The 24,634-nt window shown below is 61.0% G+C and carries 25 protein-coding genes; 18 read left to right on the forward strand and 7 right to left on the reverse strand.

The annotated features are described in order from the left end of the window. Nucleotides 1-18 precede the first annotated feature (18 nt). The 4 genes from AC5YUO_RS18820 (at nt 19) to AC5YUO_RS18835 (ending at nt 4,186) form a co-directional block, all read left to right on the forward strand. A complete protein-coding gene (locus AC5YUO_RS18820; protein ID WP_496156316.1) occupies nt 19-921 on the forward strand; it encodes a sugar phosphate isomerase/epimerase family protein in 903 nt (300 codons plus the stop codon). An 82-nt stretch (nt 922-1,003) separates the two neighbouring features. Further along, a complete protein-coding gene (locus AC5YUO_RS18825; RefSeq protein WP_400813582.1) occupies nt 1,004-2,176 on the forward strand; it encodes a Gfo/Idh/MocA family protein in 1,173 nt (390 codons plus the stop codon). Between the two features lie 83 nt (nt 2,177-2,259). Then, the gene (locus AC5YUO_RS18830; RefSeq protein ID WP_496156317.1) at nt 2,260-3,201 is read left to right on the forward strand and encodes a sugar phosphate isomerase/epimerase family protein; all 942 of its coding nucleotides are present in this window, start codon (nt 2,260-2,262) and stop codon (nt 3,199-3,201) included. A gap of 55 nt (nt 3,202-3,256) precedes the next feature. Next, nucleotides 3,257-4,186 (forward strand): sugar phosphate isomerase/epimerase family protein, encoded by a 930-nt coding sequence (locus tag AC5YUO_RS18835; RefSeq protein ID WP_496156318.1) that lies wholly within the window; start codon nt 3,257-3,259, stop codon nt 4,184-4,186. A 33-nt stretch (nt 4,187-4,219) separates the two neighbouring features. On the opposite strand, the gene bioZ is transcribed toward AC5YUO_RS18835, so the two are convergent. From bioZ to bioB, 5 genes are read right to left on the reverse strand one after another with little or no spacing between them, the layout of a single operon-like run. Next, on the reverse strand, nt 4,220-5,206 hold the full coding sequence (gene bioZ, locus AC5YUO_RS18840) for a 3-oxopimeloyl-[acyl-carrier-protein] synthase BioZ (protein WP_496156319.1): 987 nt from the start codon (nt 5,204-5,206) through the stop codon (nt 4,220-4,222). Nucleotides 5,207-5,262: 56 nt separating this feature from the next. Further along, nucleotides 5,263-6,558: an adenosylmethionine--8-amino-7-oxononanoate transaminase gene (locus tag AC5YUO_RS18845; protein WP_496156320.1), complete on the reverse strand. Its 1,296-nt coding sequence runs from the start codon at nt 6,556-6,558 to the stop codon at nt 5,263-5,265. Beyond that, a complete protein-coding gene (bioD, locus tag AC5YUO_RS18850) occupies nt 6,555-7,193 on the reverse strand; it encodes a dethiobiotin synthase (protein WP_496156321.1) in 639 nt (212 codons plus the stop codon). Before bioD ends, AC5YUO_RS18845 begins: the two co-directional genes overlap by 4 nt. Further along, a complete protein-coding gene (locus AC5YUO_RS18855; RefSeq protein WP_496156518.1) occupies nt 7,190-8,335 on the reverse strand; it encodes an 8-amino-7-oxononanoate synthase in 1,146 nt (381 codons plus the stop codon). Before AC5YUO_RS18855 ends, bioD begins: the two co-directional genes overlap by 4 nt. Beyond that, nucleotides 8,332-9,351 carry a biotin synthase BioB gene (gene bioB / locus AC5YUO_RS18860; protein WP_496156322.1) on the reverse strand — a complete coding sequence of 340 codons (1,020 nt, stop codon included), beginning with the start codon at nt 9,349-9,351 and terminating at the stop codon, nt 8,332-8,334. The genes AC5YUO_RS18855 and bioB overlap by 4 nt, the downstream gene beginning before the upstream one ends. Nucleotides 9,352-9,585: 234 nt before the next feature. Between bioB and AC5YUO_RS18865 the strand changes: the two genes are divergently transcribed. The 9 genes from AC5YUO_RS18865 to AC5YUO_RS18905 all read left to right on the forward strand — a co-directional run bounded on the left by AC5YUO_RS18865 (nt 9,586) and on the right by AC5YUO_RS18905 (nt 16,560). Continuing rightward, nucleotides 9,586-10,032: an acetyltransferase gene (locus AC5YUO_RS18865; RefSeq protein WP_496156323.1), complete on the forward strand. Its 447-nt coding sequence runs from the start codon at nt 9,586-9,588 to the stop codon at nt 10,030-10,032. 99 nt (nt 10,033-10,131) lie between these two features. Continuing rightward, on the forward strand, nt 10,132-11,031 hold the full coding sequence (locus AC5YUO_RS18870) for an AraC family transcriptional regulator (protein WP_496156324.1): 900 nt from the start codon (nt 10,132-10,134) through the stop codon (nt 11,029-11,031). Between the two features lie 83 nt (nt 11,032-11,114). Continuing rightward, the gene (locus AC5YUO_RS18875) at nt 11,115-12,044 is read left to right on the forward strand and encodes a hypothetical protein (protein WP_496156325.1); all 930 of its coding nucleotides are present in this window, start codon (nt 11,115-11,117) and stop codon (nt 12,042-12,044) included. A 96-nt stretch (nt 12,045-12,140) separates the two neighbouring features. Beyond that, entirely contained in the window at nt 12,141-12,551 is a 411-nt protein-coding gene (locus AC5YUO_RS18880) for a hypothetical protein (protein WP_400814004.1), read from the forward strand. An 86-nt stretch (nt 12,552-12,637) separates the two neighbouring features. Further along, nucleotides 12,638-12,868, forward strand: a complete 231-nt coding sequence (locus AC5YUO_RS18885) for a hypothetical protein (RefSeq protein ID WP_400813569.1) — start codon at nt 12,638-12,640, stop codon at nt 12,866-12,868. Further along, nucleotides 12,865-14,343: a TolC family protein gene (locus AC5YUO_RS18890; RefSeq protein ID WP_496156326.1), complete on the forward strand. Its 1,479-nt coding sequence runs from the start codon at nt 12,865-12,867 to the stop codon at nt 14,341-14,343. The genes AC5YUO_RS18885 and AC5YUO_RS18890 overlap by 4 nt, the downstream gene beginning before the upstream one ends. A 14-nt stretch (nt 14,344-14,357) precedes the next feature. After that, entirely contained in the window at nt 14,358-15,707 is a 1,350-nt protein-coding gene (locus tag AC5YUO_RS18895; protein WP_496156327.1) for a multicopper oxidase family protein, read from the forward strand. Between the two features lie 54 nt (nt 15,708-15,761). Beyond that, a complete protein-coding gene (locus AC5YUO_RS18900) occupies nt 15,762-16,253 on the forward strand; it encodes a cupredoxin domain-containing protein (protein WP_496156328.1) in 492 nt (163 codons plus the stop codon). A 22-nt stretch (nt 16,254-16,275) separates the two neighbouring features. After that, nucleotides 16,276-16,560: a copper-binding protein gene (locus AC5YUO_RS18905; protein WP_496156329.1), complete on the forward strand. Its 285-nt coding sequence runs from the start codon at nt 16,276-16,278 to the stop codon at nt 16,558-16,560. Between the two features lie 85 nt (nt 16,561-16,645). Here AC5YUO_RS18905 and AC5YUO_RS18910 read toward each other — a convergent pair whose 3' ends face one another. After that, complete coding sequence (locus AC5YUO_RS18910) at nt 16,646-17,482, reverse strand: phosphatase PAP2 family protein (protein ID WP_496156330.1); 837 nt, start codon at nt 17,480-17,482, stop codon at nt 16,646-16,648. Between the two features lie 172 nt (nt 17,483-17,654). Here AC5YUO_RS18910 and AC5YUO_RS18915 point away from each other — a divergent pair, with 172 nt between their 5' ends. From AC5YUO_RS18915 to AC5YUO_RS18930, 4 genes are all read left to right on the forward strand, one after another. Continuing rightward, nucleotides 17,655-18,353, forward strand: coding sequence for a response regulator (locus AC5YUO_RS18915; protein ID WP_496156331.1), 699 nt, complete (start codon nt 17,655-17,657; stop codon nt 18,351-18,353). Further along, nucleotides 18,350-19,507: an ATP-binding protein gene (locus AC5YUO_RS18920; RefSeq protein WP_496156332.1), complete on the forward strand. Its 1,158-nt coding sequence runs from the start codon at nt 18,350-18,352 to the stop codon at nt 19,505-19,507. The genes AC5YUO_RS18915 and AC5YUO_RS18920 overlap by 4 nt, the downstream gene beginning before the upstream one ends. A 139-nt stretch (nt 19,508-19,646) precedes the next feature. Continuing rightward, entirely contained in the window at nt 19,647-20,600 is a 954-nt protein-coding gene (locus AC5YUO_RS18925) for a DUF535 family protein (protein WP_496156519.1), read from the forward strand. A 102-nt stretch (nt 20,601-20,702) separates the two neighbouring features. Further along, the gene (locus AC5YUO_RS18930; protein WP_496156333.1) at nt 20,703-21,857 is read left to right on the forward strand and encodes an iron-containing alcohol dehydrogenase; all 1,155 of its coding nucleotides are present in this window, start codon (nt 20,703-20,705) and stop codon (nt 21,855-21,857) included. Between the two features lie 260 nt (nt 21,858-22,117). Here the strand turns inward: AC5YUO_RS18930 and AC5YUO_RS18935 are convergent, their stop codons facing one another. Beyond that, nucleotides 22,118-23,638 (reverse strand): MFS transporter, encoded by a 1,521-nt coding sequence (locus tag AC5YUO_RS18935; RefSeq protein WP_496156334.1) that lies wholly within the window; start codon nt 23,636-23,638, stop codon nt 22,118-22,120. A gap of 130 nt (nt 23,639-23,768) precedes the next feature. Between AC5YUO_RS18935 and AC5YUO_RS18940 the strand changes: the two genes are divergently transcribed. Next, nucleotides 23,769-24,623, forward strand: a complete 855-nt coding sequence (locus AC5YUO_RS18940; RefSeq protein ID WP_400813555.1) for a LysR family transcriptional regulator — start codon at nt 23,769-23,771, stop codon at nt 24,621-24,623. Nucleotides 24,624-24,634 lie beyond the last annotated feature (11 nt).

Below are 24,634 nucleotides of genomic sequence, written 5' to 3' on the forward strand. Positions count from 1 at the left end.
AGACAAGGATCAAGACCGATGAAAATCGCCATCGACCCCCACATGCACCGTTTCACCAGCCTCGATGAGCTGCCCGCCAAGGTGAAGGAGCTTGGCTTCGACTGGATCGAACTCAGCCCGCGCGCCGATTTCCTCGAATGGTTCAAGGCGCCCCGCGTCTTTCCCGAGCGCATCCGGTCCTTCAAAAAGGCGCTGAAGGAGGCCGATGTCGGCATCGCCTCACTGTTGCCGATGTATCGCTGGGCCTCCAATGACGAGACCGAGCGGCAGGCGGCGGTAAAACACTGGAAGCGCGCCATCGAGATCGCCATCGAACTCGAGGTCGACACAATGAACTCCGAATTCGGCCGCGGACCGCATCCCGACAAGGGATCATGTTATTGCTGCCATACCGGCTCGATGATCGAGGCCTGCGAGGATGCCTGGTGGCGCTCCATGGAAGAGCTGGTACCGATCTTCGAACGCGAAAACATCAACCTGCATGTCGAGCCGCACCCGGAAGACTGGTGCGAAACACTGCAGCCGGCGCTGGATATCATCCGCACCGTCAATTCGAAGAATGTCAAATTCCTCTATTGCGCGCCGCATACCTTCTATTTCGGCGACGACACCAAGGCGATGCTGCGTGAAGCGAAGGACGTGCTGGCGCATGTGCATGTGGGCGATACCTTCAACCACAAGGCCAGCTCCGGGCTTCGCTATATCCTCAACCCGCCCGGTACGCAGGCGCGGGTGCACCAGCATCTCAATATCGGCCAGGGCGAAGTTCCATGGGACGACTTCTTCAGCACGCTTTCCGAAATCGGCTTCGACGGCATCATGACCTCCTGCGTTTTCGCCTGGGAGGACAGGGCGGATGAATCGAGCCGATTCATGCGCGCCAAGATGCAGGACTATATCGACCTCTACTTCAAGAAATAACGCGGCAAACCGGCGCTGAAACTGAGGCGGCCCCCGCTTCCGGCCACGGCCATTGGCAACATCAAATGGAAAGACGACTGACATGATCAACGGAGAAAGACTGATTTCACGCCCGCTGCGTTGGGCCATGGTGGGCGGCGGACGCACGGGACAGGTGGGTTACAAGCACCGCACGGGCGCCCTGCGCGACGGCAATTACCAGCTCGTCGCCGGCGCCTTCGACCTCGATGCCGAAAGAGGCCGTGACTTCGGCGTCAATCTCGGCGTCGCGGCGGAACGCTGCTATGCGGATTACAAGGCGCTGATTGCCGGCGAAACGGCGCGCGAAGACGGCGTGGACGTCGTCTCCATCGCCACCCCCAATTTCACCCACTATGAAATCACCAAGGCCTGCCTTGAGGCCGGGCTGCATGTGATCTGCGAAAAGCCGTTATTCTTCACCGTGGCGGAATGCGACGAGGTGGCGCGGCTGGCCGAACAGAAGGGGCTGATCGTCGGCGTTACCTATGGTTTTACCGGGCACCCGCTCGTCCACCAGATGGCGGCCATGGTCAAAAAAGGAATGCTGGGCGACATCCGCATCGTCGACCTGCAATATACCCACGGCTTTAATGCCGGTGACGATGTCGGCGCGGGCGAGGCCGTTAAATGGCGCACCAATCCCCGCACCGCCGGCCCGACCTTCGTGCTGGGCGATATCGGCACGCATCTTTATTATCTCTCGGAAGTCGTGCTGCCACATATGAAGGTGGAACGCCTGCTCTGCGACCGCAAGGCTTTCATCCCCACGCGCGCGCCGCTGGAGGACCACGCCACCGTTCTGATGCATTACGACAATGGCGCACGCGGTCGCCTCTGGGTCTCCTCCGTCAATGCCGGCAATATGGGATCGCAGCGTTACCGTTTCGTCGGCTCCAAGGCTTCGCTCGAATGGTCCGATTCCCATCCAGACCAGCTGATCTACGAGGTTCAGGGCGAACCCGGCCGCATCCTGCACCACGGCATGCCCTATCTGGAACAGGAAAGCCTCGCCATCGACCGCATGGGCGCGCTGCATACAGAAGGTCTCGGCGACAGCTGGTCGAACATCTATCTATGGATCGCCCAGGCAATCGACGCGGCAAATCGCGGTGACAAGGCCTTTCTGACAACCCACCACTATCCCGGCATCACGGCCGGCACCGAAGGTGTTCGCTGGCTGGAAAACTGCGTGCGCTCAGCCGATGCCGGCGCCGCCTGGGTCGACTTCGCATAACCAGATTGGGGGCGCGCCGGACCACTCTCCCGTCCTCCTCTTCCTCACGCGCGTCCCCATACCCTTTTTGGAAAGACGATACGATGAAACTCGCGATTTGTACTGATGTCATGGCAAACCTGCCGTTCACCGATATGCTCGACAAATGCGTCGCGCTCGGCGTCGAGGGCATCGAAATGACCGGCGGCGGCTGGTCCAGCGGTCCGCATTTCCGGGCCGACGAACTTCTGGCGGACAAGGGGCTGCTCAAATCCAGGCTCAAGGAAATCGACGCCCGCGGCCTCGAAATCGCCGCGCTGAATTGCTCCGCCAACCCGCTCGATCCGGGCGACATGGGCAAACGCCACCTGAAGGAAATGCAGGACACCGTCCGGCTGGCGGGCGAAATCGGCGTAACGAAGATCGTCACCATGTCCGGCCTGCCGGAAGCAGCACCGGGCGACACCGTGCCGAACTGGCTCGTCTACACCAAGAGCTGGCCGAACGAGATGCCGGAACGTGACCGTTACCAATGGGAAGACCGCGCCTTCCCGCTCTGGCATGGGCTCGTGAAGCTCGCCAAGGAAGCGGGCGTTGAAAAATATGCGCTCGAGAATTTCTCGGCCATGCTCGTCTGGAACCCGGAGACCCTGTTTCGCCTGCGCAATGAGGTCGGGCCGACGGTCGGCATGAATCTCGACCCGTCGCACCTGATGTGGATGGGGGCCGATCCCATCGCCTCTGCCCGTGCACTCGGCGGCGCGATCCACCATTGCCACGGCAAGGACACCCGCATTGAACGCGGGCTGGCGGATGTGAACGGCCTGTTGGAGTTGAAAGAGGTGACTGACGTCGCGAACCGCAGCTGGAACTATGTGGCAGTGGGCGCCGGCCGCGACCTGCAGTGGTGGAAGGAATTCTTCTCCGTGGTGCGCATGGTCGGTTACAATGATTGGGTGAGCCTGGAAATGGAAGATTTCACCATGTCCACCGACGCCGGCATCCAGTCCTCCATCGACGCCCTGCAAGCCACCATCAGCCGCTGAGACCCGCTCCGGGCCGCAGAAGGCGGCCCGGCGTCGATTGCGCCACGAGGATGCCATGACCAACCCGATCACCATCACCACCGCTCCCTGCTGCTGGGGGGTCGACGACGTGAAAAATCCGCATCTGCCCGATTGGGAAAGGGTGCTGGACGAGGCAAAGGCCGCCGGCTTCGGCGGTCTGGAACTTGGTCCCTATGGCTATCTGCCACTTGATCTCAGCCGCGTTTCCCAGGCGCTGGACGAGCGCGGTCTGAAGATCGTCGCGGGCACGATCTTCGACGATCTGGTCTCGCCGGGAAACCGCGACAAGCTGATGCGCCAGACCGACGATATCTGCGCGCTGATCACCCACCTGCCGAAACCGGAAACCCATGCCGGCCAGCGCTTTGCCGCGCCTTATCTGACGGTGATGGACTGGGGTCATGACGAACGTGATTTCGGCGCCGGACATTCCGCCCGCGCGCCACGCCTCGACAAAGGCGCCTGGAACGGCATGGTGGAGAACATCCGCGCCATTGCCACCCTCGCTCGCGACAAATATGGCGTGCGCGCCACCATCCATCCCCACGCCGGCGGCTACATTGAATTCGCCGACGAGTTGCAGCAGATCGTTGAGGACATTCCCGCCGATCTGGCGGGCCTGTGCCTCGATACCGGCCACATGGCCTATTCCGGAATGGACCCCGTTGCCACGCTTCGCAGATATTGGGGCCGCGTCGACTACATTCATTTCAAGGATATCGACGCCAAGGTTTTTGAAGAGGTTATGGCGGAGCACATCCGCTTCTTCGATGCCTGCGCCAAGGGCGTCATGTGCCCGATCGGTCGCGGCTCGATCAACTATCCAGCCATCCGCGGCCTTCTGACGGAACTAGGCTATGGCGGCTATATCACCATCGAACAGGAGCGCGATCCACGCAATGCCGGCAGTATTCTGGCTGATCTGGCGGCCAGCAGGGCGTTTCTCGCGGAAAATGGATTCTAAGCCAAACGGGCATCGTGACCCATGCCCGGCAGTTCACGCGCGATAAACGACCGCTCCTCCTGTCATACCGGCACCAGCCGCCGTCAAAAGCAGGGTTTCGCCTTCCGCAAACGGCCGTTCGGCATTGGTGACCGAGAGCGAAAGCGGGATGGTTGCGGCGGAGGAATTGCCGAAGGCTTCTATGGTGCGAACCGTCTTCTGCCTGTTCATGCCGAGATTGCCGCAGACGGCGTCGAACATGCGGGCATTGGCCTGATGGGGTACAAAACGGTCGATATCGGCGGCCGTCATTCCGGCTTCGTGCAGCACCCTTTGCGAGGTCTCGGTCATCAGCGTTACGGCACGGGAGAAGACCTCGCGGCCACCGCGCATCGTCATCAACGCATCTTCGGCAGGCATACCGGTGGAGAAAGGCTGGCTGCTGCCCCCCGCCGCTATCTGGATCAGATCGTAATCGCCGCCATCCGCAACGAGATCGGCCGACAAAAGCCCACGGTACCCCTCTTTTGAGGGCTTGAGTACGACGGCGCCGGCGGCATCGGCAAACAGGACCGCGCTTGCCCTTTCCGCCGGATTGATACGGCGGCTCAATATATTGGCGGCAACGACGAGGACGGCGCGACCGTGCGTGCGGACAAAGCCATCCGCAAGGGTGAGCGCGTAAAGAAAACCGGAACAGGCCCCGGCGAGATCGATCGCGCCGGATCGGGCGAGGCCCAGCCCATGCGCGAGCAGCGGCCCCGAGGGCGGCAAAAGGTGATCCGGCGTGGAGGTCGCAAGCAACGTCAACGCAATGTCGTCAGCCTTGATTTCCGCATCTTCCAGCGCCATGCGGCCGGCTCTTGCGGCAAGGCCGCTCAACGTATCGCCCTCTTGCGCCCAATAACGCGCGCGGATGCCGGTTCGCCGCTCGATCCAGCCGGTTTCCAATCCGAGACTGGCCTCTATCTCGGCATTGTCAACACATCGTGACGGGACGGCATGACCGAAACCGGCCATGCGGGAAGAACGGGTCTGCATTGTCAGGACTTTCGGAGACGGTTCTGGAACAGGTTGAACATGGCAGCGCCCCGTTTTTACGCGATGCCGACCGCATGCGATTTTAGCGATGCGGTTTCGGTGACAATCCCGGCCACCTCATCGATGGCGTCAAAGGCTCTGCCCAGATCTTCCGCCGTCGAACAATAGGGCGGCATCAGGTAAAGCACATTGCCGAGCGGGCGGATGACGAACCCGCGCTCGCGGAACAATTGCCGCATGCGCGGTCCCGCCTCGGCGAGATAGCCACCGGCCGGCACCACGAGGTCGAGCGCCACGATCGTCCCCATTTGCCGGATGCCGGTGAACCGCCGGTCATCGGCAAATCGCCTGAGATTGTCGCGCAGCATCTGTTGCAAATGCCCAATGCGCGCGCGCACCGGCTCATCCCGCCAGACCTGAAGATTGGCGACGGCGGCGGCACAGGCAATCGGATTGGCCGTATAGGAACTGGAATGGAAAAAGGTCCTGCGGCGATCCGTCGAAAAATGCGCGTCGAAGATTTCCCCGCTGCACAGCGTTGCTGCGAGCGGCAGCGAGCCGCCGGTCAGGCCCTTGGAAGTGCAGAGAATATCCGGCGACATGCCTGTCTGTTCGCAGGCGAACAGGGTTCCGGTTCTGCCCCAGCCCGTCATCACCTCGTCAGCAATGACGAGGCAGCCATGGCGTTCGGCGATCCGTTTCAGCCCGGCCAGAACATCCGCGCCGTATATCTTCATGCCGCCGGCACCGAGCACCAGCGGCTCGATCAGCAGGGCAGCGACACGGCCTGAACGGCAGAAGCTCTCGAACATGTCCAGCGTGTGCTGCTCGCCGCCCGCTTCTGGAAAGGCCAGCCGGTCGACGCCGAAAAGCAGCGGTTCATAAGCGGCATTGAACACACCGCGCTCACCGGTCGACATGGTGCCGATGGTATCGCCGTGATAGCCATGCTCCATCACCGCGATACGGTCGCGCTTTTGCCCGCGATTGTGGAAGTAACCGAGCGCCATTTTCAGCGCCACCTCAACCGCCGTCGAGCCGCTATCGGAATAGAACACGTGGCTTAGCCCGGTGGGCGCAAACTCGATCAGCCCGCTTGCCAGCGTTTCGGCGGGCTCATGGGAGAACTCGGCGAAAATGACCTGGTCGAAGGACTCGGTCGCTGCGCGGATGGCCGACATGATCGCCGGATGCCGGTGCCCGTGGGTGATGACCCACCAGGATGAAATGCCGTCGAACAGGCGATTGCCGTCCTCGTCGATGAGAAATGCGCCTTCCGCTGATACGACGCGTTTCATCGGCGGTTCCAGCCCATGCTGGGTGAAGGGATGCCAGACAGGGGAACGGCTCATGCCGGCGCCTCCAGAAAATCAGCAAGATTGAAGTGTCGCGCAAATGCCCGATGCAACGCCTCTGATGTCATCTCCGGCAGGCGTGGCAGACGGCCGAGTGGGCGAACGGCGCCGATATTGGCGATGACGCGCTCGTTTTCCCGGTTCTCGTCGCCGATGAAGACCACGCCCTGCACCGGAATGGCGCGCTGCCGCAACGCCTCGAGCGAGAGCAGCGTGTGGTTGATGGTGCCGAGCGAGGTCCTTGCGCAGAGGACAAGCGGAATTTGCCAGCGGGCGAAGATATCGGCGAAGAGCACCGTGTCCGTCAGCGGCACCAGAAGCCCGCCTGCTCCCTCTATCACCAGCGGTCCGCCCGTTTGCGGCGGCAGCAGAAGCGCTGGGTCGATCGTTACATTTTCGAGGCGGGCGGAGAGGTGCGGTGAGGCCGGCATTTTCAGGCGATAGGCCTCCGGCAGGATACGCGCCCGCGGCGCGCCACCCAGCCGTTCCACCGTCTCGCTGTCTGTTTCTTCCTCCAGCCCGGATTGCACCGGCTTCCAGTAATAAGCCCGCAGGGCGTGGGTCAGCGCTGCGGAAAAAACCGTCTTGCCGATGCCCGTATCTGTGCCGGAGATGACGAAACGAAGGCTCATCTCCGCTCCTCCTCCAGCGAAAGGGCAAGCAGCCCAATCATAGCGGCGATCTGGCTCTCATCCACATTGAGCGTGATGGCGATGCGCAGGCGCGCCGTGCCTTCCGGCACCGTCGGCGGGCGGATCGCCCGCACGTCGAAACCGCCCTTCCGCAGATGCGCGGCGATACGAAGCGAACGGGCATTCTCCCCGATCATCACCGGCAGTATCTGCGAGCCGCTGGGCGCAACGCCGAACCGGGAGCGAAGTTCTTCGCCGGCAAAGTTTACCAGCTCCGCCAGCCGCAGGCGTCGCCAGGGCTCATCGACGATGATGCGCAGGGCCTCCCGAACCGCCGCCGCCATCAGCGGCGAAGGTGCGGTCGAATAGATGAAACCGTGGGCGCGGTTGACGAGATAATCGGCGAGAACCGCCGGCAGGCTCAAAAGCGCACCGGAAAGACCAAGCGCCTTGCCGCAGGTATGCAATGCCACCACATTGCCCCGGCCTTCCAGTTCGGCGGCGAGACCGCGCCCGCCAGGGCCGAACACGCCGGTGGCATGCGCCTCGTCGACGACAAGGAAGCCTTCGTGTTTCTCGGCAAGATCAGCCAGGGCAGAGAGCGGCGCACGGTCCCCATCCATGGAATAAAGGCTTTCGACGGCGATCCACGGACGACCACGGCCACCCTCCTGCCGCCAGCGGACTATTTCCCGTTCGAATGCCTCGACCTGATTATGCGGCACGGCAATCGCCTTCGCCTTGCCGGCTGCAATACCGTCATGCACGCTGGCATGGATCAGGGTGTCGTGAAGAACGAGGTCTTCCCGCAGCGGCAATGTGGAGAAAAGCGCGACATTGGCGGCAAAACCACTGCCGAAATAGATCGCTTTTTCCGCCCCGAAAAGCGCCGCCGCTTCCGCTTCCAGCGCCTCATGTTCGGGATGGTTGCCGCGCAACAGCCGCGAGCCGCCGGCCCCTGCCGGCACACCCCTGCCGATGGCGTCGGCAATTGCCGCCTTCAGCCGGGGTGAAGCGGCAAGCCCCAGATAGTCATTGGAGGTGAAATCGATGCCCTCCTGGGGAGCGAGCGCGCGCAGCCGCGATTTACGCTCCAGGCCGGCAAGCTTCGCCTCATAGGGAGAGAGCGCCGCCAGATTCACCGGCACCCTCCCGCTTCCGCAGGCTGCAATTCCATCGGCTTCAGGCCCAGACGGCGGAAAAGCGCCGTATCGTGGTCCTCACCCGGATTATCCGCCGTCAGCAGCGTCTCGCCGATGAAGATGGAGTTGGCGCCGGCCAGGAAACAGAGCGCCTGTGTCTCGTCACTCATCTCGGTCCGCCCGGCCGAAAGCCGCACATGCGAACGCGGCATCAGGATGCGCGCCAGCGCGATGGTGCGGACGAAATCGATCGGATCGACGGGATCGGCCTTGGCAAGCTTCGAGCCGGGGATCGGGATCAGCATGTTGATTGGCACGCTTTCCGGCGGCACCGGCAGATTGGCGAGCGTCACCAGCATCGAGATCCGGTCTTCCACCGTTTCCCCCATGCCGAGAATGCCGCCGGCGCAGACCTTGATGCCGGCATCGCGGACATTGGCAAGCGTTTCCAGCCGGTCCTCGAAGGTGCGGGTGGTGATGATCTCAGAATAAAACCGCTCGGAAGTGTCGACGTTGTGGTTGTAGTAATCGAGACCGGCATCGGCCAGCCGTTCGGATTGCTCCGGCGTCAGCATGCCGAGCGTCATGCAGGTTTCCATGCCGAGCGCCTTCACGCCCTCGACCATGGCCACCACCGCCTCCATGTCGCGCTCCTTGGGACTACGCCAGGCCGCACCCATGCAATAACGCGTCGCCCCGCCTTCCTTCGCCTTGCGCGCCTCAGCCAGCACGCGCTCCACTTCCATCAGTTTGGAGGCCTTGAGGCCGGTGGGGTTGCGGGCGGACTGGCTGCAGTAACCGCAATCCTCGGGGCAGCCGCCGGTCTTGATGGATAAAAGCCGGCTCATCTGGATGGCATTGGGATCGAAATGACAGCGATGCACCTGCTGGGCACGGAATAGGAGATCGTTAAATGGCAAATTATAGATAATTTTGGCTTCTTCAAGCGACGAACTGTGCCGGAAACCCGGAACAGGCGCTGGATTTCTGTCGATTTGCGTGGCGATCTGGTCCATTCGTCGATCTTTCCCTCAAAATAAATAGATAGAAGTTCTTTTTATCTATTTTTTTCGAGCCGCTTTTTGCAAGCACTTTTTTCGAGAAAAATTTTTCGGAAGGAAAAATGGCTGCATAGGCGAGGATCGGCATCGCCGGGTTTCAATGCCGAAACTCATTGAATACGCACGTGCTTACGGAAAAGATCGGGCCGACCCATGGCGAGAAAACTCCGCACTTGCTAAGGGTGGGGCATGATCACATTTCGTCCCTCCGAGAGCCGCGACGCTTCCCGCATCCTCGACATATGGAGCAGAGCAGTCGACGCCACCCATGACTTCCTTCTGCCGGCGGATCGCGCCGCGATCGGGGAGGAAGTCAAAGCTTTCCTGCCGCAGGCGCCGCTGACGCTGGCGGTCGATGCTTCGGATCAGTCCCTCGGCTTCATGTTTCTGCACGAAGGGCATATGGAGGCACTTTTCATCCATCCGGACCATCGCGGCAAAGGCATCGGCAAGGCTCTGGTCCAGAGGGCGCTTGCGCTCCACCCCGCATTGACCACTGACGTCAACGAACAGAACGCCGAGGCCATGGGTTTTTATCGCCGTCTGGGGTTCGAACCGACGGGACGCTCCGATCTGGATGGACAGGGGCGACCCTATCCGCTCGTTCATCTTCGATTTCGCGCATCGGAAAAATAGGCCGCCGGGATCGTCGGGGAGGATCAAGCCACGAACACCATAGTCCGCTTCGCAACCGACGATTTTCTGCCCGAACACCGCTTCGACCAATGGCGCGAAGTGCGCGGCAAGAGCCTGTTTGGCGTGACGATCGAGCTTGCGCGGGATCTCCGCCGCAGCTTCAGGGGTTCGTTTCAGGCGCATGCCGTTGCCGGCGCCGTGGTAACCGAGATGCGGGCTTCTTCCTACCGGGTCAACCGCACCGAAGCCGATATTGCCCGCATTGCCGGCGACAGCCTCTGCATCGGCCTGCAGGTCAGGGGTTCGGGATTTCTGCATGCCGGCCGGGATCAGGTGCACGCCGTCGGCGGCGGCGATATCACCATCAACTATTCCGACTTGCCCTATGACGCGATACCGGGAAACGAGGCGGATTTTCACTATAAGATGCTGAAAATCCCCGTGGATTACGAGGTCATGCTCGGTCAGCCCACCGATGACCTGTTTGCGACGCGTTATGCGGAAAACAATAGTTTCTCCCTGCCCTTCCGGGCCCTTTTCAACGCGCTGAACGCCGACCCCGGCAGGCTCATCGATCCCGCGCGCGATATCACGCATATTGCCCGGCTTGCCATGACGGCGCGCGGGCGGCTTTCGCCCGCCATGCCCGAGGTGCGTGCTGCGCTCAGGACCGGGCTCTGTTATGCGGCACAGGACATCATGATGCGGAAAAAATCCCGGCAGAATCTTACCCCTGCCGCCGTCGCGAGGGAACTGGGCATTTCGCTTCGGCAATTGCATGTGGTTTTCGAGGGTGCGGAACTGTCGTTTTCCCGCACGCTCTCCTCCATGCGGATCGAGGAAGCGAGGCGATTGCTGCTGGCGTTCCCCGCCTTGCCGGTCACCCAGGTCGCCTATGGCTGCGGCTTCGACAGCCTTGCCACTTTCTACAGGGTATTCGCCGGCACCTATGGCATGACGCCCGGTGACGCCCGCGCTGCGGATATGCCGCCGGCTTAAAATTTTACCTCTGCGCGCAATGAGAAGACGCGCCATTTCAGCTCCTGTAAGGCCCGTAGACCATCCCAGTCCGGAGCGCGGCCATGACCAATTTTTTCGACTTTGCGATTTCCCAGTTGCCGGCCGCGACAGCCGATCGCCGTGGGCCAGCACCCTGCGAGATAGAGGCGATGCTGCAGAAGGAACCATTCGCAGCCGCGTTGCGCCTGCTGGCGGGAAGTTTCATCACCCTCTACGAAGGCTCGCCCGGAATGACCGCGCTTTTTGCGACGCGCCAGAACCGGCTTCTTTGCCACGCGCTTCTGGCGCTCTATTTTCAGAAATGCGGCGCCTGTGAAACCGCAGAGGGAGAGGCCGCCCTGACACGTGAAGATTTCGGCCATCTGGCGCTCCGGCATGGGCTCGCCAGCCATGGTGTGGCTTATGCCTTCTTCAAAGAAGCGCTGAAACGCGGGCTGACACAGCCGGCAGATGCCACCGAAGAGCAAGCCGCCGGCGTCGTTCCTTCACCGCCGGCTCTCGCCATGCTGGCGCAATGGTATGACGTGCATTTTCAGGCGCTGGACCTGCTCGACGAGGGCTTCAGGGCATCACGTTTCATCAAGCGGTCGGAGGCCATGCTTCCACATATCCACCCCCGCGTATCACAGGCGTTTCTATCCCATCCGGAGGTACGCTGCCCCGGCCCGCTTTCCATCATCTTCAACTGGTTCGATGCGGGCGGACTGCTGATGGACCGCCTTATCGCCGGCATCGACTGGGAGAGACCGCCCGAACAGGGCAGACGTCTGACCGACGTGGAAACCGTGACCCAACTGGCCACATCCCTCTCCCTGTCGCGTATCCATGTCGGTCGCAAGCTTGCGGCAGCCGAACTGATCGGCGGCATTGGCTGGAGCGGACGGCGCGGTCGCTCCGCATTGTGGATATCGCAGGGTTTTTACGAGGAATATGCCCGCATGCAGGCCCGCAAGCTGCTCATTCTCGATGAAGCCTTCATCGATTTCGTATGAGACGGAAGCGACATTCGGCCTCACGACAAGATTTTCATCAATGGTTATGAAGTATATCCATTGACAAATCACAGGACTGCGGCTTTTCTAAAGAACATGCGTGAAACGTTGCGAGCATCGAAATTGCTGGCCCTGCTGTTCAGACTGGTGATGATCCTATCACTGGCGGGATACAGCGTTTCCACCGTCAATGCCGCAATGCATGGTCCCGACACCGGGGGAATGCGGCACGATCAATCCGCCATGATGGATCATGGCAAGATGATGGATCATGGCGGTTCGGCCATGATATCAGACAATCACGACAACCACGACATGGCCGACAATGACAGCGGCGCCAAAAAGCCCGCGAAGCCGCAATGTTGTGGCGATTTCTGTCTCGGCATGGCACTTCTGATCGGCCACGACACCATTGGCACGCCTGTCGTCCGCAGCATCCGTGCCTTCCTCGATGACAGCAAGGTGCCGGGCCAGAGCCCGCTGCTGCACCGTCCGCCTAATATCTGAACAGGCAGAGCCCGCCTTGGGCAATGACCGTGCGTGAGCGACTTTAGCGCCGCCGCGCCGTTGCATCTCCTGTTCGGAAAACACCCATGAACCCAATCCATATTGTGGTTGCGGCGCCCCTGCTTCTGGGCGGCTGCACAGCCACATCCATGATGAATGACGCCGCCTCCTATGACGACGCGGCAAACCCGACGCTTGGCGTCGCCCCTCCCCGCTACCAGACCCCGGTCTCGGGTTATACCGCCCGCATGCCCGTCGATCCCAAACCCTGGCGTGACCAGAACGATGCGCAGGCTCCGAAAGGAGACGCATCATGACACGACGGGCATTCAAACTCGGAGTAAAACTGGCAGCGGTCCTATCCCTGCCGGTTTTTCTCAGCGGCTGTGTCACAGCCGCGCAATATACCTCCCGCGATGCCGGTTTCAACAATGTCTCGGCAAAGACATCAGAGGCGACCGGAAAGCAGACAGTCTGGGTGCAGAACCGGGCCGAAGCGCAGGCAACACAGGCCCGCGTCAAGTCGCTGATGGCGGCCAGCAAGACCCTTGATGTCGAGACGGCGGTGCAGGTGGCGCTTCTGAACAACAAGGGCCTGCAGGCGGCCTATGCCGATCTCGGTGAATCCGCTGCAACCGCATGGCAATCGACCATGCTGGTCAACCCAACGGTCGGCATTGGGCTGACGGGGATCGGCACGCCGGGTCTCAGGGCCTACAAAACGATTGAGGGTGTCATCGCCACCAATATTCTCGCGCTCGCCACCCTCAAAAAGAATGTCGAAATTGCCGATACCGGTTTCCGCAAGGCGCAGCTTGGTGCTGCGCTGAACACGCTGCAACTGGCGGCGGATACCCGCCGTGCATGGATCAATGCTGTTGCAGCCTTCGAAAATGTCGGCCAGCTGGCGCAGGCGCAGACCGCGGCGGACGCCGCCTCGGAACTCGCCAAGAAGCTTGGCGAGTCGGGCTCGCTCAACAAAGAAGGTCAGGCCCGCGAGCAGGTCTTTTATGCCGAACTGACCGGCCAGATCGCCAAGGCGCGGCTGGAAGCTCGCCTTGCCAAGGAGGAACTGACGCGGCTGATGGGACTTTGGGGAGCGGATATAGAATACAGCACCCCCAATCGCCTGCCGTCGCTTCCCAAGGCGCTGGCCAAACGCGATATGATCGAGGCCGAAGCCCTGCAACGCCGCGTCGATCTGCAGATGGCCAAGCTCGATCTGGAGGCAACCGCACGGTCCTTCAAGCTCACCGAAGCCACTCGATACGTCACCGATCTCGGCCTCCGTTCCGGTTTCGAGACCGAGCGCGAAAGGGATGAAGACGGCATCAAGAAACAGACCACCGGCCGCGCGGAACTGGAATTCGTCATTCCGATCTTCGATTCCGGTCAGGCCCGCATGCGGGAATCCGAACTCGCTTATATGCGCGCCGCCAATCTCCTGGCGGAAAAGGCGGTCGATGTCCGCTCGGAGGCTCGCTCGGCCTATCAGGCCTATCGCTCGAACTACGATATCGCCCGGCATTACCGCAACAGCGTGGTGCCGCTTCGCACGAAGATCGAGGAAGAGTCGCTCCTGACCTATAACGGCATGCTCACTAACACTTTCGAGCTGTTGGCCGACAGCCGCGAGAAGGTCAATTCGAACCTGCTCGCCATCGATGCCAAACGCGACTTCTGGCTCGCCGAAGCCGGTCTCGCCCCCGCCATTTATGGCGGCGGCGCGGGCGCGGCTGGCGGAGAGACCGAGGTTGCCGCCGCTTCCGGCGGCGGCGGTGGCGGACATTGAGAAAGGAAAAGACCATGTTCAATAGAAGACAACTTCTGGGCGTCAGCGCCGCGATGGTTTCCTCGGCGGCCTGGGCGAAAACCTCCAATAGCAGCCTGCCCGAAGCGGCGGTGATGGAAACGGCGGCGACGCAGGCGCCGGTGAAGCCCACCACCGGCCCCGATTATAATCCCGTCGTCACCCTCAACGGCTGGACCCTGCCCTTCCGGATGAACAACGGCGTCAAGGAATTCCACCTTGTCGCCGAGCCGGTGGAGCGCGAAATGGCGGAAGGCATGACCGCCCGCCTGTGGGGTTATAACGGCCAGTCTCCCGGCCCGACCATCGAGGCCGTCGAGGGCGACCGGGTGCGTATTTTCGTCACCAACAAGCTGCCGGAACATACGACGATCCACTGGCACGGCATGATCCTGCCGTCAGGCATGGACGGCGTCGGCGGTCTGTCGCAGCCGCATATCCCCGTCGGCAAGACCTTCGTTTATGAGTTCGACCTCGTGAAATCAGGCACCTTCATGTACCATCCGCATTCGGACGAGATGGTGCAGATGGCGATGGGCATGATGGGCTTTTTCGTCATCCATCCGAAAGACCCGGCCTTCATGCCCGTGGACCGCGATTTCGTGTTCCTGCTCAACGCCTTCGATATCAATCCCGGCGCCTACGTCCCCAAAATCATGACGATGACGGATTTTAATCTGTGGGCATGGAACAGCCGGGTGTTTCCGGGCATCGATCCGCTGGTGGTTTCCAAGGATGACCGGGTGCGCGTGCGCGTCGGCAACCTGACCATGACCAACCACCCGATCCACATGCACGGTTACGATTTCGAGGTGACCTGCACGGATGGCGGCTGGGTGCGGCCGGAAGCACGCTGGCCGGAGGTCAGCATCGATATCCCCGTCGGCGCCATGCGGGCCTATGAATTCGACGCCAAATATGTCGGCGACTGGGCGATCCATTGCCACAAGTCGCACCATACGATGAATGCCATGGGACATGACGTGCCCACCTTCATCGGCGTCGACAAAAAAACCGTCGCCGAAAAGATCCGCAAGGTCCGGCCGGACTATATGCCGATGGGCACCGCCGGCATGGCCGACATGGGCGCGATGGAAATGGAAATCCCTGAAAACACCGTTCCCATGATGACGGGTTGGGGTCCGCACGGCCCGATTGAAATGGGCGGCATGTTCTCCGTGGTGAAGGTTCGCGAAGGTATCTCCGCGGGCGATTACTCAGATCCCGGCTGGTACGAAAACCCGCCCGGCACCCAGGCCTGGGAATGGACCGGCGCATTGCCGGATACGCAGAAAAACACCGACCCCAAAACGCAGATCACGCCGCAACCGATGAAACACGGCTGAATACGAACCAACCCCCACCAGAACTCAACCCCATTAGAACCAAGGAACAATGACATGACCAGACTGAAACTTGCACTGCTCGTTGCCGCCCTCGCAGCGCCAGCTATTGCCACGCCGGCCCTTGCATCGGGCACCCACGGCGGCGGCCATGAAGCGATGGCGATCGGTGAACCCGGCGACAAGGCCAAGGTGACCCAGACCATTCAGGTGACGATGAAGGAAACGCCTGATGGCAAGATGATCTTCACCCCCGCCAAGTTCGAATTCAAGAAGGGCAAGACCGTGCGTTTTGCCGTGAAGAATGCCGGCGAACTGGACCATGAATTCATTCTCGACGAACAGAAGGCCAATCTGGAGCACAAGGCCGCCATGGAGAAGGCTCCGGAGATGGAGCACGACAATCCGAACGCCATCAGCCTCGCGCCGGGCGAAAGCGGCGAAATCATCTGGAAATTCACCAATGACGGCATGTTCGAATTCGCCTGCCTGAAACCGGGACATTACGAGGCCGGCATGCGCGGCGATCTCAAAGTTTCTGCAAAGTAATCCAGCAACAAGGACTCTGATCATGAAAACCATCGTTAACATCACCCTCGCAGCGGCACTTTTGCTCACCGCACCCTTCGGCGCCTTCGCCCAGGAATTCACCAAGGGCACGGTGAAGAAGGTGGATGCCGCCGCCAAGAAGGTCACCATTACCCATGAGGAGCTGAAAAACCTCGACATGCCAGGCATGACCATGGTGTTCCGCATCAAGGACGAGGCCCTCCTCGCCAAGCTCAAGGAAGGCGCGAATATCGAATTCGTCGCCGAACGCGCCGACGGCAAGCTGATTGTCGCGCAGGTGAAATAAGGCCTCTGCAGCCAGCCCTAAGAAACAGAGAGGGCAGCGGTTTCCGCTGCCCTTTTGGTATTGGTCGATGGACCTGCTGCGGGCCTTATTGTTCGGCAAAGGATCGGGTTTCTGCGGCGGGCCGCGTGCCGCCGACCTTGCGCGAGAAGGCGGCGTCGATCGCCTGCCGATTGTTCATGAACGGCCTGTGGAGCAGAAGAAACACCGCAAACATCAAAGGCCATGCAATCAGCACATCGGAGAGGAAGTGAGCGCCCATTGCCACCCTGTTCAGGGAGACAAGCACGATAAACGGCACCAGTATGGCAGTGCCGATCAGGCGAAACCTCTCCGGCAGGAGGAGGATAAAAGCCAGAAGGGCGACCGCGGACGCGCTTTCACCGGAAGGGAAAGAGCAATTTCGGATGCAGCCGCCATCAATGGAAAGAACCGGTGTAAAAAACAGGTCTCCCCCGAACTCTGCAAGCTGGCGCGGCCTTGCCCTGCCGAACAGGTTTTTCAGAATATGAACGGCAGCGCCCGGTCCCAGAGCAAAAAAGACGATAATGAGCAGCAATCTGTGCGGGGGAAAAAACCGTGGCAGGCTGCCTGAAAACGGCATGGCGAAAAGCATGCACACAAGCACGGACAATAAAACCGGCGGAAGCTTGCGGTTCAGATCACGGGCGGCAATCAGGAATTCGTCCTCGCCGAGACGGAAGCCATCCCTCCAGAAATGCCGGCTTACTCCAAGATCGATATCCGACCTGATCGTAAAGACAATCATCATCGCAAGAGCGGCCAGAACAGCCAGCAGGAAGGGACCGCCGGAAGCACGCGCAGATGCCTGACAGGCGACAAGGATGGCGCTTGCGCGAAATTTCGGCCTCTCGGTCCAATTCCGCTTTTTCCGGTGGGTTTTACTGGTGAGAGACTGGTGCATGGCCAGTTCTCTTCCGCAGAAATGTCAAGGCTTTGCGGAGAAAGAGACAAGACTGCAAGGAAAGCGGTGCCGATAGTCTCCATTCGGGGAAAGAGGCTCTTGCCCGATCTTTCGCATCCGCTTAGCGTCCCCGCATTACCACGGCTTGGATATCTAAATTTACGGGTTTCGTATGGACAAAGGGCTTATTCTGATCGTCGAAGACGACCCCGATATTATTCAGATTCTGGACGCCTATCTCATTCGCGAAGGATACAGAACCGTCAGGGCCAGCGACGGAGAAATAGCGCTGACCCATTTCGCCATATTGAGGCCGGATCTGGTTCTCCTCGATATTCGCCTGCCGAAGTTCGATGGTATCGAGGTGTTGAACCGCATCCGGCGGGAACGGGATACGCCTGTCATCATGGTCACCTCCCTTGCGGAGGATATGGACAAGCTGACCGGCCTTCGCCTTGGTGCTGACGATTACATCGTCAAACCCTTCAACCCCCATGAATTGATCGCAAGGGTGCATGCCGTGCTGAAACGCACGCGACAGCCGGCTGCTGGTGGTATCTTGCGCTTTGGGGCCATCGAAGTGGACACCGAAGCTTATGTCGCGGCCGTCTGCGGCGATGGGGGGCGAACCGTTCTGCCCCTGACGCTGAGCGAATTCAGGATACTCGCCCATATGACGCGGCGTCCCACCCACGCCTTTCAGCGCGCCGACATTCTCGACGCCTGCCTGCCGGAAAGCGATGCGCTGGCACGCACCATCGACACGCACATCGCCAATCTGCGCAAGAAACTGGCGGACCACGGCGCCTGCGGTTATCTGGTCTCGGTGCGCAGCGTCGGGTATCGGCTGGCCGGGGAGCAAAAACCATGAAGCCATGGCGGTTGAGCCTCAGCACGATGACGGCGATCACCATCACGGCGATGCTGCTCTCTGCAGTCGCGATGGTCTATTACGGCGTCTCCTGGTATTCAGAGAACATTCAGCAGCGCGCCATCGCCTCGCTCTCGCCCGATGCCGCGAAGGCTTTTTCGGATATAGACCGGGGCGTGATGCCGGACCAGCGGCAGCTTCAGGCTCTCCTCGAAGTTGTGCCGGGCTTGCAGAATGCGGGAGACAACGAGCTTATCGCATCGATATTCGTCTTCGGAATGGCCAGCGCCTTTTTCTGCAGCCTGCTTGGCTATTTCATTTCCCGGCGCATTGCCGCGCCCCTGGGGGCGCTTGCCGATGCGGCCCGGCGCATGGCGACGGGTGATTTCAGCGACGGCGAGAAGGTCAAGGCGAACCGCATTGTCGAAATCGCGTTTCTGGTGGACAGTTTCGACACGTTGACACGGGAACTGCAGATGATGGAGCGCCGGCTGAAGTTCAACACCATGGCAGTGGCCCATGAGCTGCGCACCCCGCTCACGATCCTGCAGGGCCGTTTGCACGGCATTGCGGATGACGTCTTTCCCCTCGACAAGGAAGCCATTCGCCACCTCATCGTCCATGTGGAGGGGCTGGCGCGTCTCGTCGACGATTTGCGAACACTTTCCCTGGCGGAAACCAACAGCCTCGTAAAAGACACCCAGCCGCTGGATCTTGCCGCCGAATGCGCGGCGGTGGCTGAAGCGACACGCCCTTTGATGGATGAGGCCGGGATTGATCTCGATATGTCGCTGGAGCCCGCTCCCGTTTGCGGCGACCGCCAGCGCCTTCGGCAGCTTCTGCTGATCCTGATGGACAATGTGCGCCGCTATGCGGCAAGTGGCAGGTTTCTGCGCTGTTCGACCGGGCTTCAGGATGGGCGCCCCTTCATCACCATCGAGGATAAAGGGCCGGGCTTTCCCCATGGCGTCGAGGCGCACGGTATCGAACTCTTCTGGCGGATGGAACCGTCGCGCGCGCGCAAAACCGGTGGCACGGGGCTCGGCCTGTCGATTGCCCGCGCAATCGCACGGGCGCATGACAGCGATCTACAGATAAAGGCGCGACCGGACGGCGGAACCATCGTGACGGTTCTCTTCAGGGAAGCATCCTGAAAATTTCGGGGCGACTGCTTGTCTTTCCGCTGAAGCAACACAGCGGTCTTCATAAAGGACGGGCTGTTTCTCGACGAAATCTCGACAATTCCGGCGCATGCCCCGGCTGAACGCTCATGTTCTGCCGGAAGCCCAAATTATGTCGCCCATTCGAGATGCTGCCATTCTGGCAAAGAAACTCCCGGTCACGAATGATGTGGCCCAGACAGTTTCGAAAACACTCCCTTTTTTGTTGTTCTGGAGGATCATGACCTTTGCCTGGCGCGCCTATTGGAAGCGGTCAGTCCTTTTCTGGCTGCGTTTTGCGGCCAATCCACTGGTCACCTTTGGATGGTGGCAGTTTCTGGCGGATTTTTCAGCCGAGCGAAAATTACCGCTGCCGCATGACGACCTTCTGCAAAAACCCCTGTCGAAATTCCTTGTCAATCAAGTTTCCCGGAAGAGACGGCTGGATCTTCTCGTGAGCAATTTCGCAATTGCGGACCAGCATTTCCCCGGGAGTGTCATGGCTGGACTGTGGGCGGGAAAAACCATTGATATGGGCACCGTTCGCGGCCGGAACGATGAATATCGATGCACCCTGGCATTGGCGGACTGTTGCGGTGGCCGGCATGAGGGCGCCTTTTCCGTCAGACTCATGCGCAACCATGACAACACCGTTCTGTGGACGGCAACGTTTACGTTTCTGGAAGAACGCGACGCGCGTCACCACACGATTGTCGTTGGCGGCATGCAGGGGCCGCGCGCCGCGAAAGAGCAAATGGTGTCGGTGACGCGCGATCTCTCGGGACTTCGCCCCAAGGAGGCTGCGCTGATGGTTCTGCAAGGTCTCACCTGCGAGGGTGCGGGTCGCTACTTCGCTGTCGCCCACTCCAGACACCCCATCCGCTACCGTCGCGCCCGACGGCAAAAAATGATGGTTTCGGACATCGATGCTTTCTGGCGGGAGCGCTCTGCCGAGCCGGACGCCATGTTCGGTTTCAAAGTGCCGTTCTCCACCCTTGAGGGGGAAGATAAACGCAGCCATATGAAGTTGTCTTTTTTCAACCTGGGCAAACGCTTTCCCGAAAGCGCGGCGAACGAAAGCGCCTGAAAATCCCCTTGAAAAAGGCTCGTGGCGAAAAGACCTTGTCGTCATGCACCAGCCGCATCACTATCAGCCTCTCGTCAAATGGCATCAGTGAAAGGCGGCAGAATGTCCACATTCACCTTCGCAACCGTCCCGCGAATCATTGCGGGACCGGGCAGCATCTCGAGGATTTCAGAGCTTCGCACCCTGCTCGGGCCGCGTGTCCTGGTGGTTTCGGACGACGGTGTCGTCAAGGCGGGGCTTGTTCAGCCGGCCCTCGACGGCCTGGTGGAAGCCGGCTCTGAAACATCAATCTTCGCAGGCGTTGTTGCCGATCCGCCGGAAGCGACCATCCACGCCGCCGTGGCGCAGGCGAACGGGTTCGGCGCAACCGGCGTGCTGGGCATCGGTGGCGGCTCGTCGCTCGATGTCGCAAAACTTGTCGCGCTTCTCGCCAGAAGCGGCGAAGCGCTCGAGAATATCTACGGCGTCGGCAAGGTGACGGGAGAGCGTCTGCCGCTGGTGCTCGTGCCGACAACGGCCGGGACGGGATCGGAAGTCACGCCCATTTCGATCGTTACGACCGGAGCAGACCAGAAAAAGGGCGTCGTATCGCCGGTCCTGTTACCGGATGCAGCCTTGCTGGACGCAAGGCTGACAATCGGCCTTCCTCCGGCGGTCACCGCGGCAACGGGAATTGACGCGATGGTTCATGCCATCGAGGCCTTCACGTCTGTAAGCCCAAACAACAATCCGGTTTCCCGTGCCCTTGCAAAGGAAGCTCTGCGGCTTCTCGGGGCAAATATCGCAACTGCCGTCGGTAACGGAACTGATCTTGCCGCGAGACAGGCGATGCTGCTCGGCGCCATGCTGGCGGGCCAAGCCTTCGCCAATTCCCCCGTCGCCGCCGTTCATGCGCTCGCCTATCCCATCGGCGGCCGGTATCACGTTCCGCACGGCCTTTCCAACAGCCTGGTCCTGCCGCATGTCTTGCGCTTCAACGCGACGGCATGCGGCGATGCCTATGCGGAACTGGCACCGTACCTCTTTCCGCATCTTGAGCCTGCCGATCAAGCCGGCCGACTTTCCGGTTTCATCGAAGGACTGACGCTGATGCCCGAGCGTCTCAACCTGCCCGTCCGGCTGCGAGAAGTGGGAATTCCCCGGAACGCGCTTCCCCTGCTGGCGGAAAGTGCGATGAAGCAGACCCGGCTCCTCGTCAACAACCCACGGACGGTGTCGCTGGCGGATGCCGAAAGAATCTACGAAGATGCCTGGTAGGCTCGCACCCTGCCCTCCTCGCCACCGCCAGGGGCGCATGGTTATTTCGACATCATCGCCAAGGGCCAAAGGACGATTTGCGGAAAGATGACGAGCGCTCGGCCGTCGGCGTCCTGCTTCGGGCGGGCGTCAACTGACGAAAGCATGATGCGAGATGTTTGAGCCCAGCTTTAATGGGGCATCCTTATCGTCCGCATCAAGGGATGCGGCTACGGGATCAACCAGAAGACCATCGCCAAGTGACGGAGGAGGTCCGCACCCTAACCCTTGGCAAGCTTCCGCGCCGGGCCGAAGATCATGAAGCTGATGGCGGCCAGTAGCCAGACACTGATGCCGGCATAGAGCATGACCAGACCGAACCCGTCTGCAAGCGCCCGATGGACGAGCGCCTCCGAAACACCCTGCGTCGAGGCGCCGGCAGTTCCCGCCGCGATCTTTTCCGCGAGCGACTGCAACGCATGCATATCCGCACCTGATGGCAGGTTTGCCCGAAGCGAAGCCCGGACGCCCTCGACCAGAATAAAGCCCATGATCGGGATGTTGATGGCGAGCGAAATCATGCGCGCACTCATGTCGATGCCGGAGGCCATGCCGGAACGGGCAGGGGAAACCGAACCGGTGGTGGTGTTGGTGACGGGCGTATTGGTCAGCCCGAGCCCGATGCCCGCAAGGATGCAGCCGGGCAGCATGGTGAGCCAGCTCGCATTTTCGATGCCACTTCCCAATTTCATCAGCATGAAACCGAGGCCGATGGTGAACAGCCCGGCCGGAATGACGAGGCGCGGCTGATAGCGCAAGGACAGGCGCTCCGCCAGCGGCGGCATCACCAGCGCCGGCAGCGTATAGGCAAGCAGGCCGAGACCGGCGGTGACGCTGTCATAACCGAGGCCCGCCTGAAACCAGATCGGCAGATAGATCATGAAAGGCCAGAAGCTGATGTTCATCGCCGCCGAACCGATGATCGCCCCGGAAAAAGGCCGGATGCGGAACACGGAGAAGTCGAACATCGGTCTGGAACTAAGCTTTTCAGCAATCACGAAGGCAATGAAGCTCGCAGCCGCAACGCCGAGGATCAGGAGTGCCGCCGGGCTCACAAAACCGAGCGCGGGTCCCTGCGTGATGAAAAAGGCAAGGCAAAAAACGGCAATGGAAAGGGTGACCATGCCGGCAAGATCGAGACGCGCCGCTTCCGGATCGCGCGATTCTCCGACACCGCCCGCGGCAAGCAGCCATGTTCCCGCGCCAAGCGCGACGTGAACGAGGAACACCCATTCCCAGCTCCACAGCGCAACGATGGCGCCGCCGATGATCGGGCCGAAACCCAGCCCCACGCCCGAGACGATGCCCCACCAGCCGAACGCCATGCCGCGTTCGCGGGCCGTGCGGAACTGATGCGACAGGATGGCAATCTGACACACCAGCATCGCCCCGCCGCTCAATCCCTGAAGGAAACGGGCGCCGATCAGCACGGAGACGTTTTCCGTCATTCCGCAGGCCAGAGAGGAAAGCGCGAAAGCGACGATGCTGGCGATGAAGACACGTTTACGGCCGAAGCGATCGGCCAATGCGCCCGTCGCCATCAGCACCATCGTCACGCCGATCGTATAGGCATTCATGATCCACTGGAGTTGCCGGAAATCCGCGTGCAGCACCTGTTCGAGTGTTGGCAGGATCGCCGGAACGCTGGAAATTTCCAGTCCGAACATCAGGGCGGAGAGACAGACGGCGGCCAGCGCCATGGCGCTTCTGCTGCTTGCGGGTGCGGTAACGGCAAGGGTCATTCTTCAACCTTTCATGGGTCGGCCCGCAACTGCGAAAACCGATCGGTGGAGGAGGCACGCTAGACAAAGCTTGACCATAACTGAATTGGATGATTGGCTATTTCAGAGACAACAAATCGGAATTATCGAGATGAGCACGCTGGATGTGGATGCCGTCGAGGCCTTCGTCACCATCGCCGATCTGCAGAGCTTCACCCGGGCTGCCGAAGCGCTCGGCACCACCCAGGGCGCCATCAGCGTCAAGCTAAAACGGCTGGAGGACAGGCTCGGCCAGCGGCTGCTCGAACGCACACCGCGTTCGGTGCGGCTGTCAGCGCAGGGTGCGGTGTTTCTGGCACCCGCCCGCGAGTTTCTCGCCGCGCATGATCGGGCGCTGGCGGGCCTCTCCTCCCCGCGCCGTCGCTTCGGCCTTGGCATCGCCGCCCATGTGGCAGGACCGGAGGTTCCGACGCTGCTTGCACGCCTCAACGACCATGACCCCGGGCTTACGATTGAAGTGCGCATGGATCATTCCCGATCCCTGCTGGATGCCTTTGACCGTGGGGAGATCGATGCGGCAATCATCCGGCGCGAGGATGACCGGCGCGACGGCGAGGTGCTCGGGCCGGAACATTTCGGCTGGTATGCAACCCCGCAATTCGAACACCGTCAGGGTGAACCGCTGCGGCTGGCGGCGCTCTCGCCGGCCTGCGGCGTGCGTGACATCGCCACCCGCGCCCTGGATGCGGCTGCTATTGCATGGACGGAGGTATTTCTCGGCGGCACATCGTCGATGGTGACCGCAGCCGTTTCAGCGGGGCTTGCGATTTCCGCCTTTTCCTGCCGTCTGGCCCCGCCCGGCACGGTCGAGGTCAGCGAGCGTTTCGGTCTGCCACCCCTGCCCTCCACGGAAATCATCATGTTCTCGACCCTGACGGACAGCAGATCCCGGGAAGCGCTGCGCACGCTCGCCGCCGCCTTTCGGGAACATCGCCCGGGATCGTGACGCAAACCCGC

This window comes from Agrobacterium sp. LEGMi-208b, assembly GCF_059511785.1.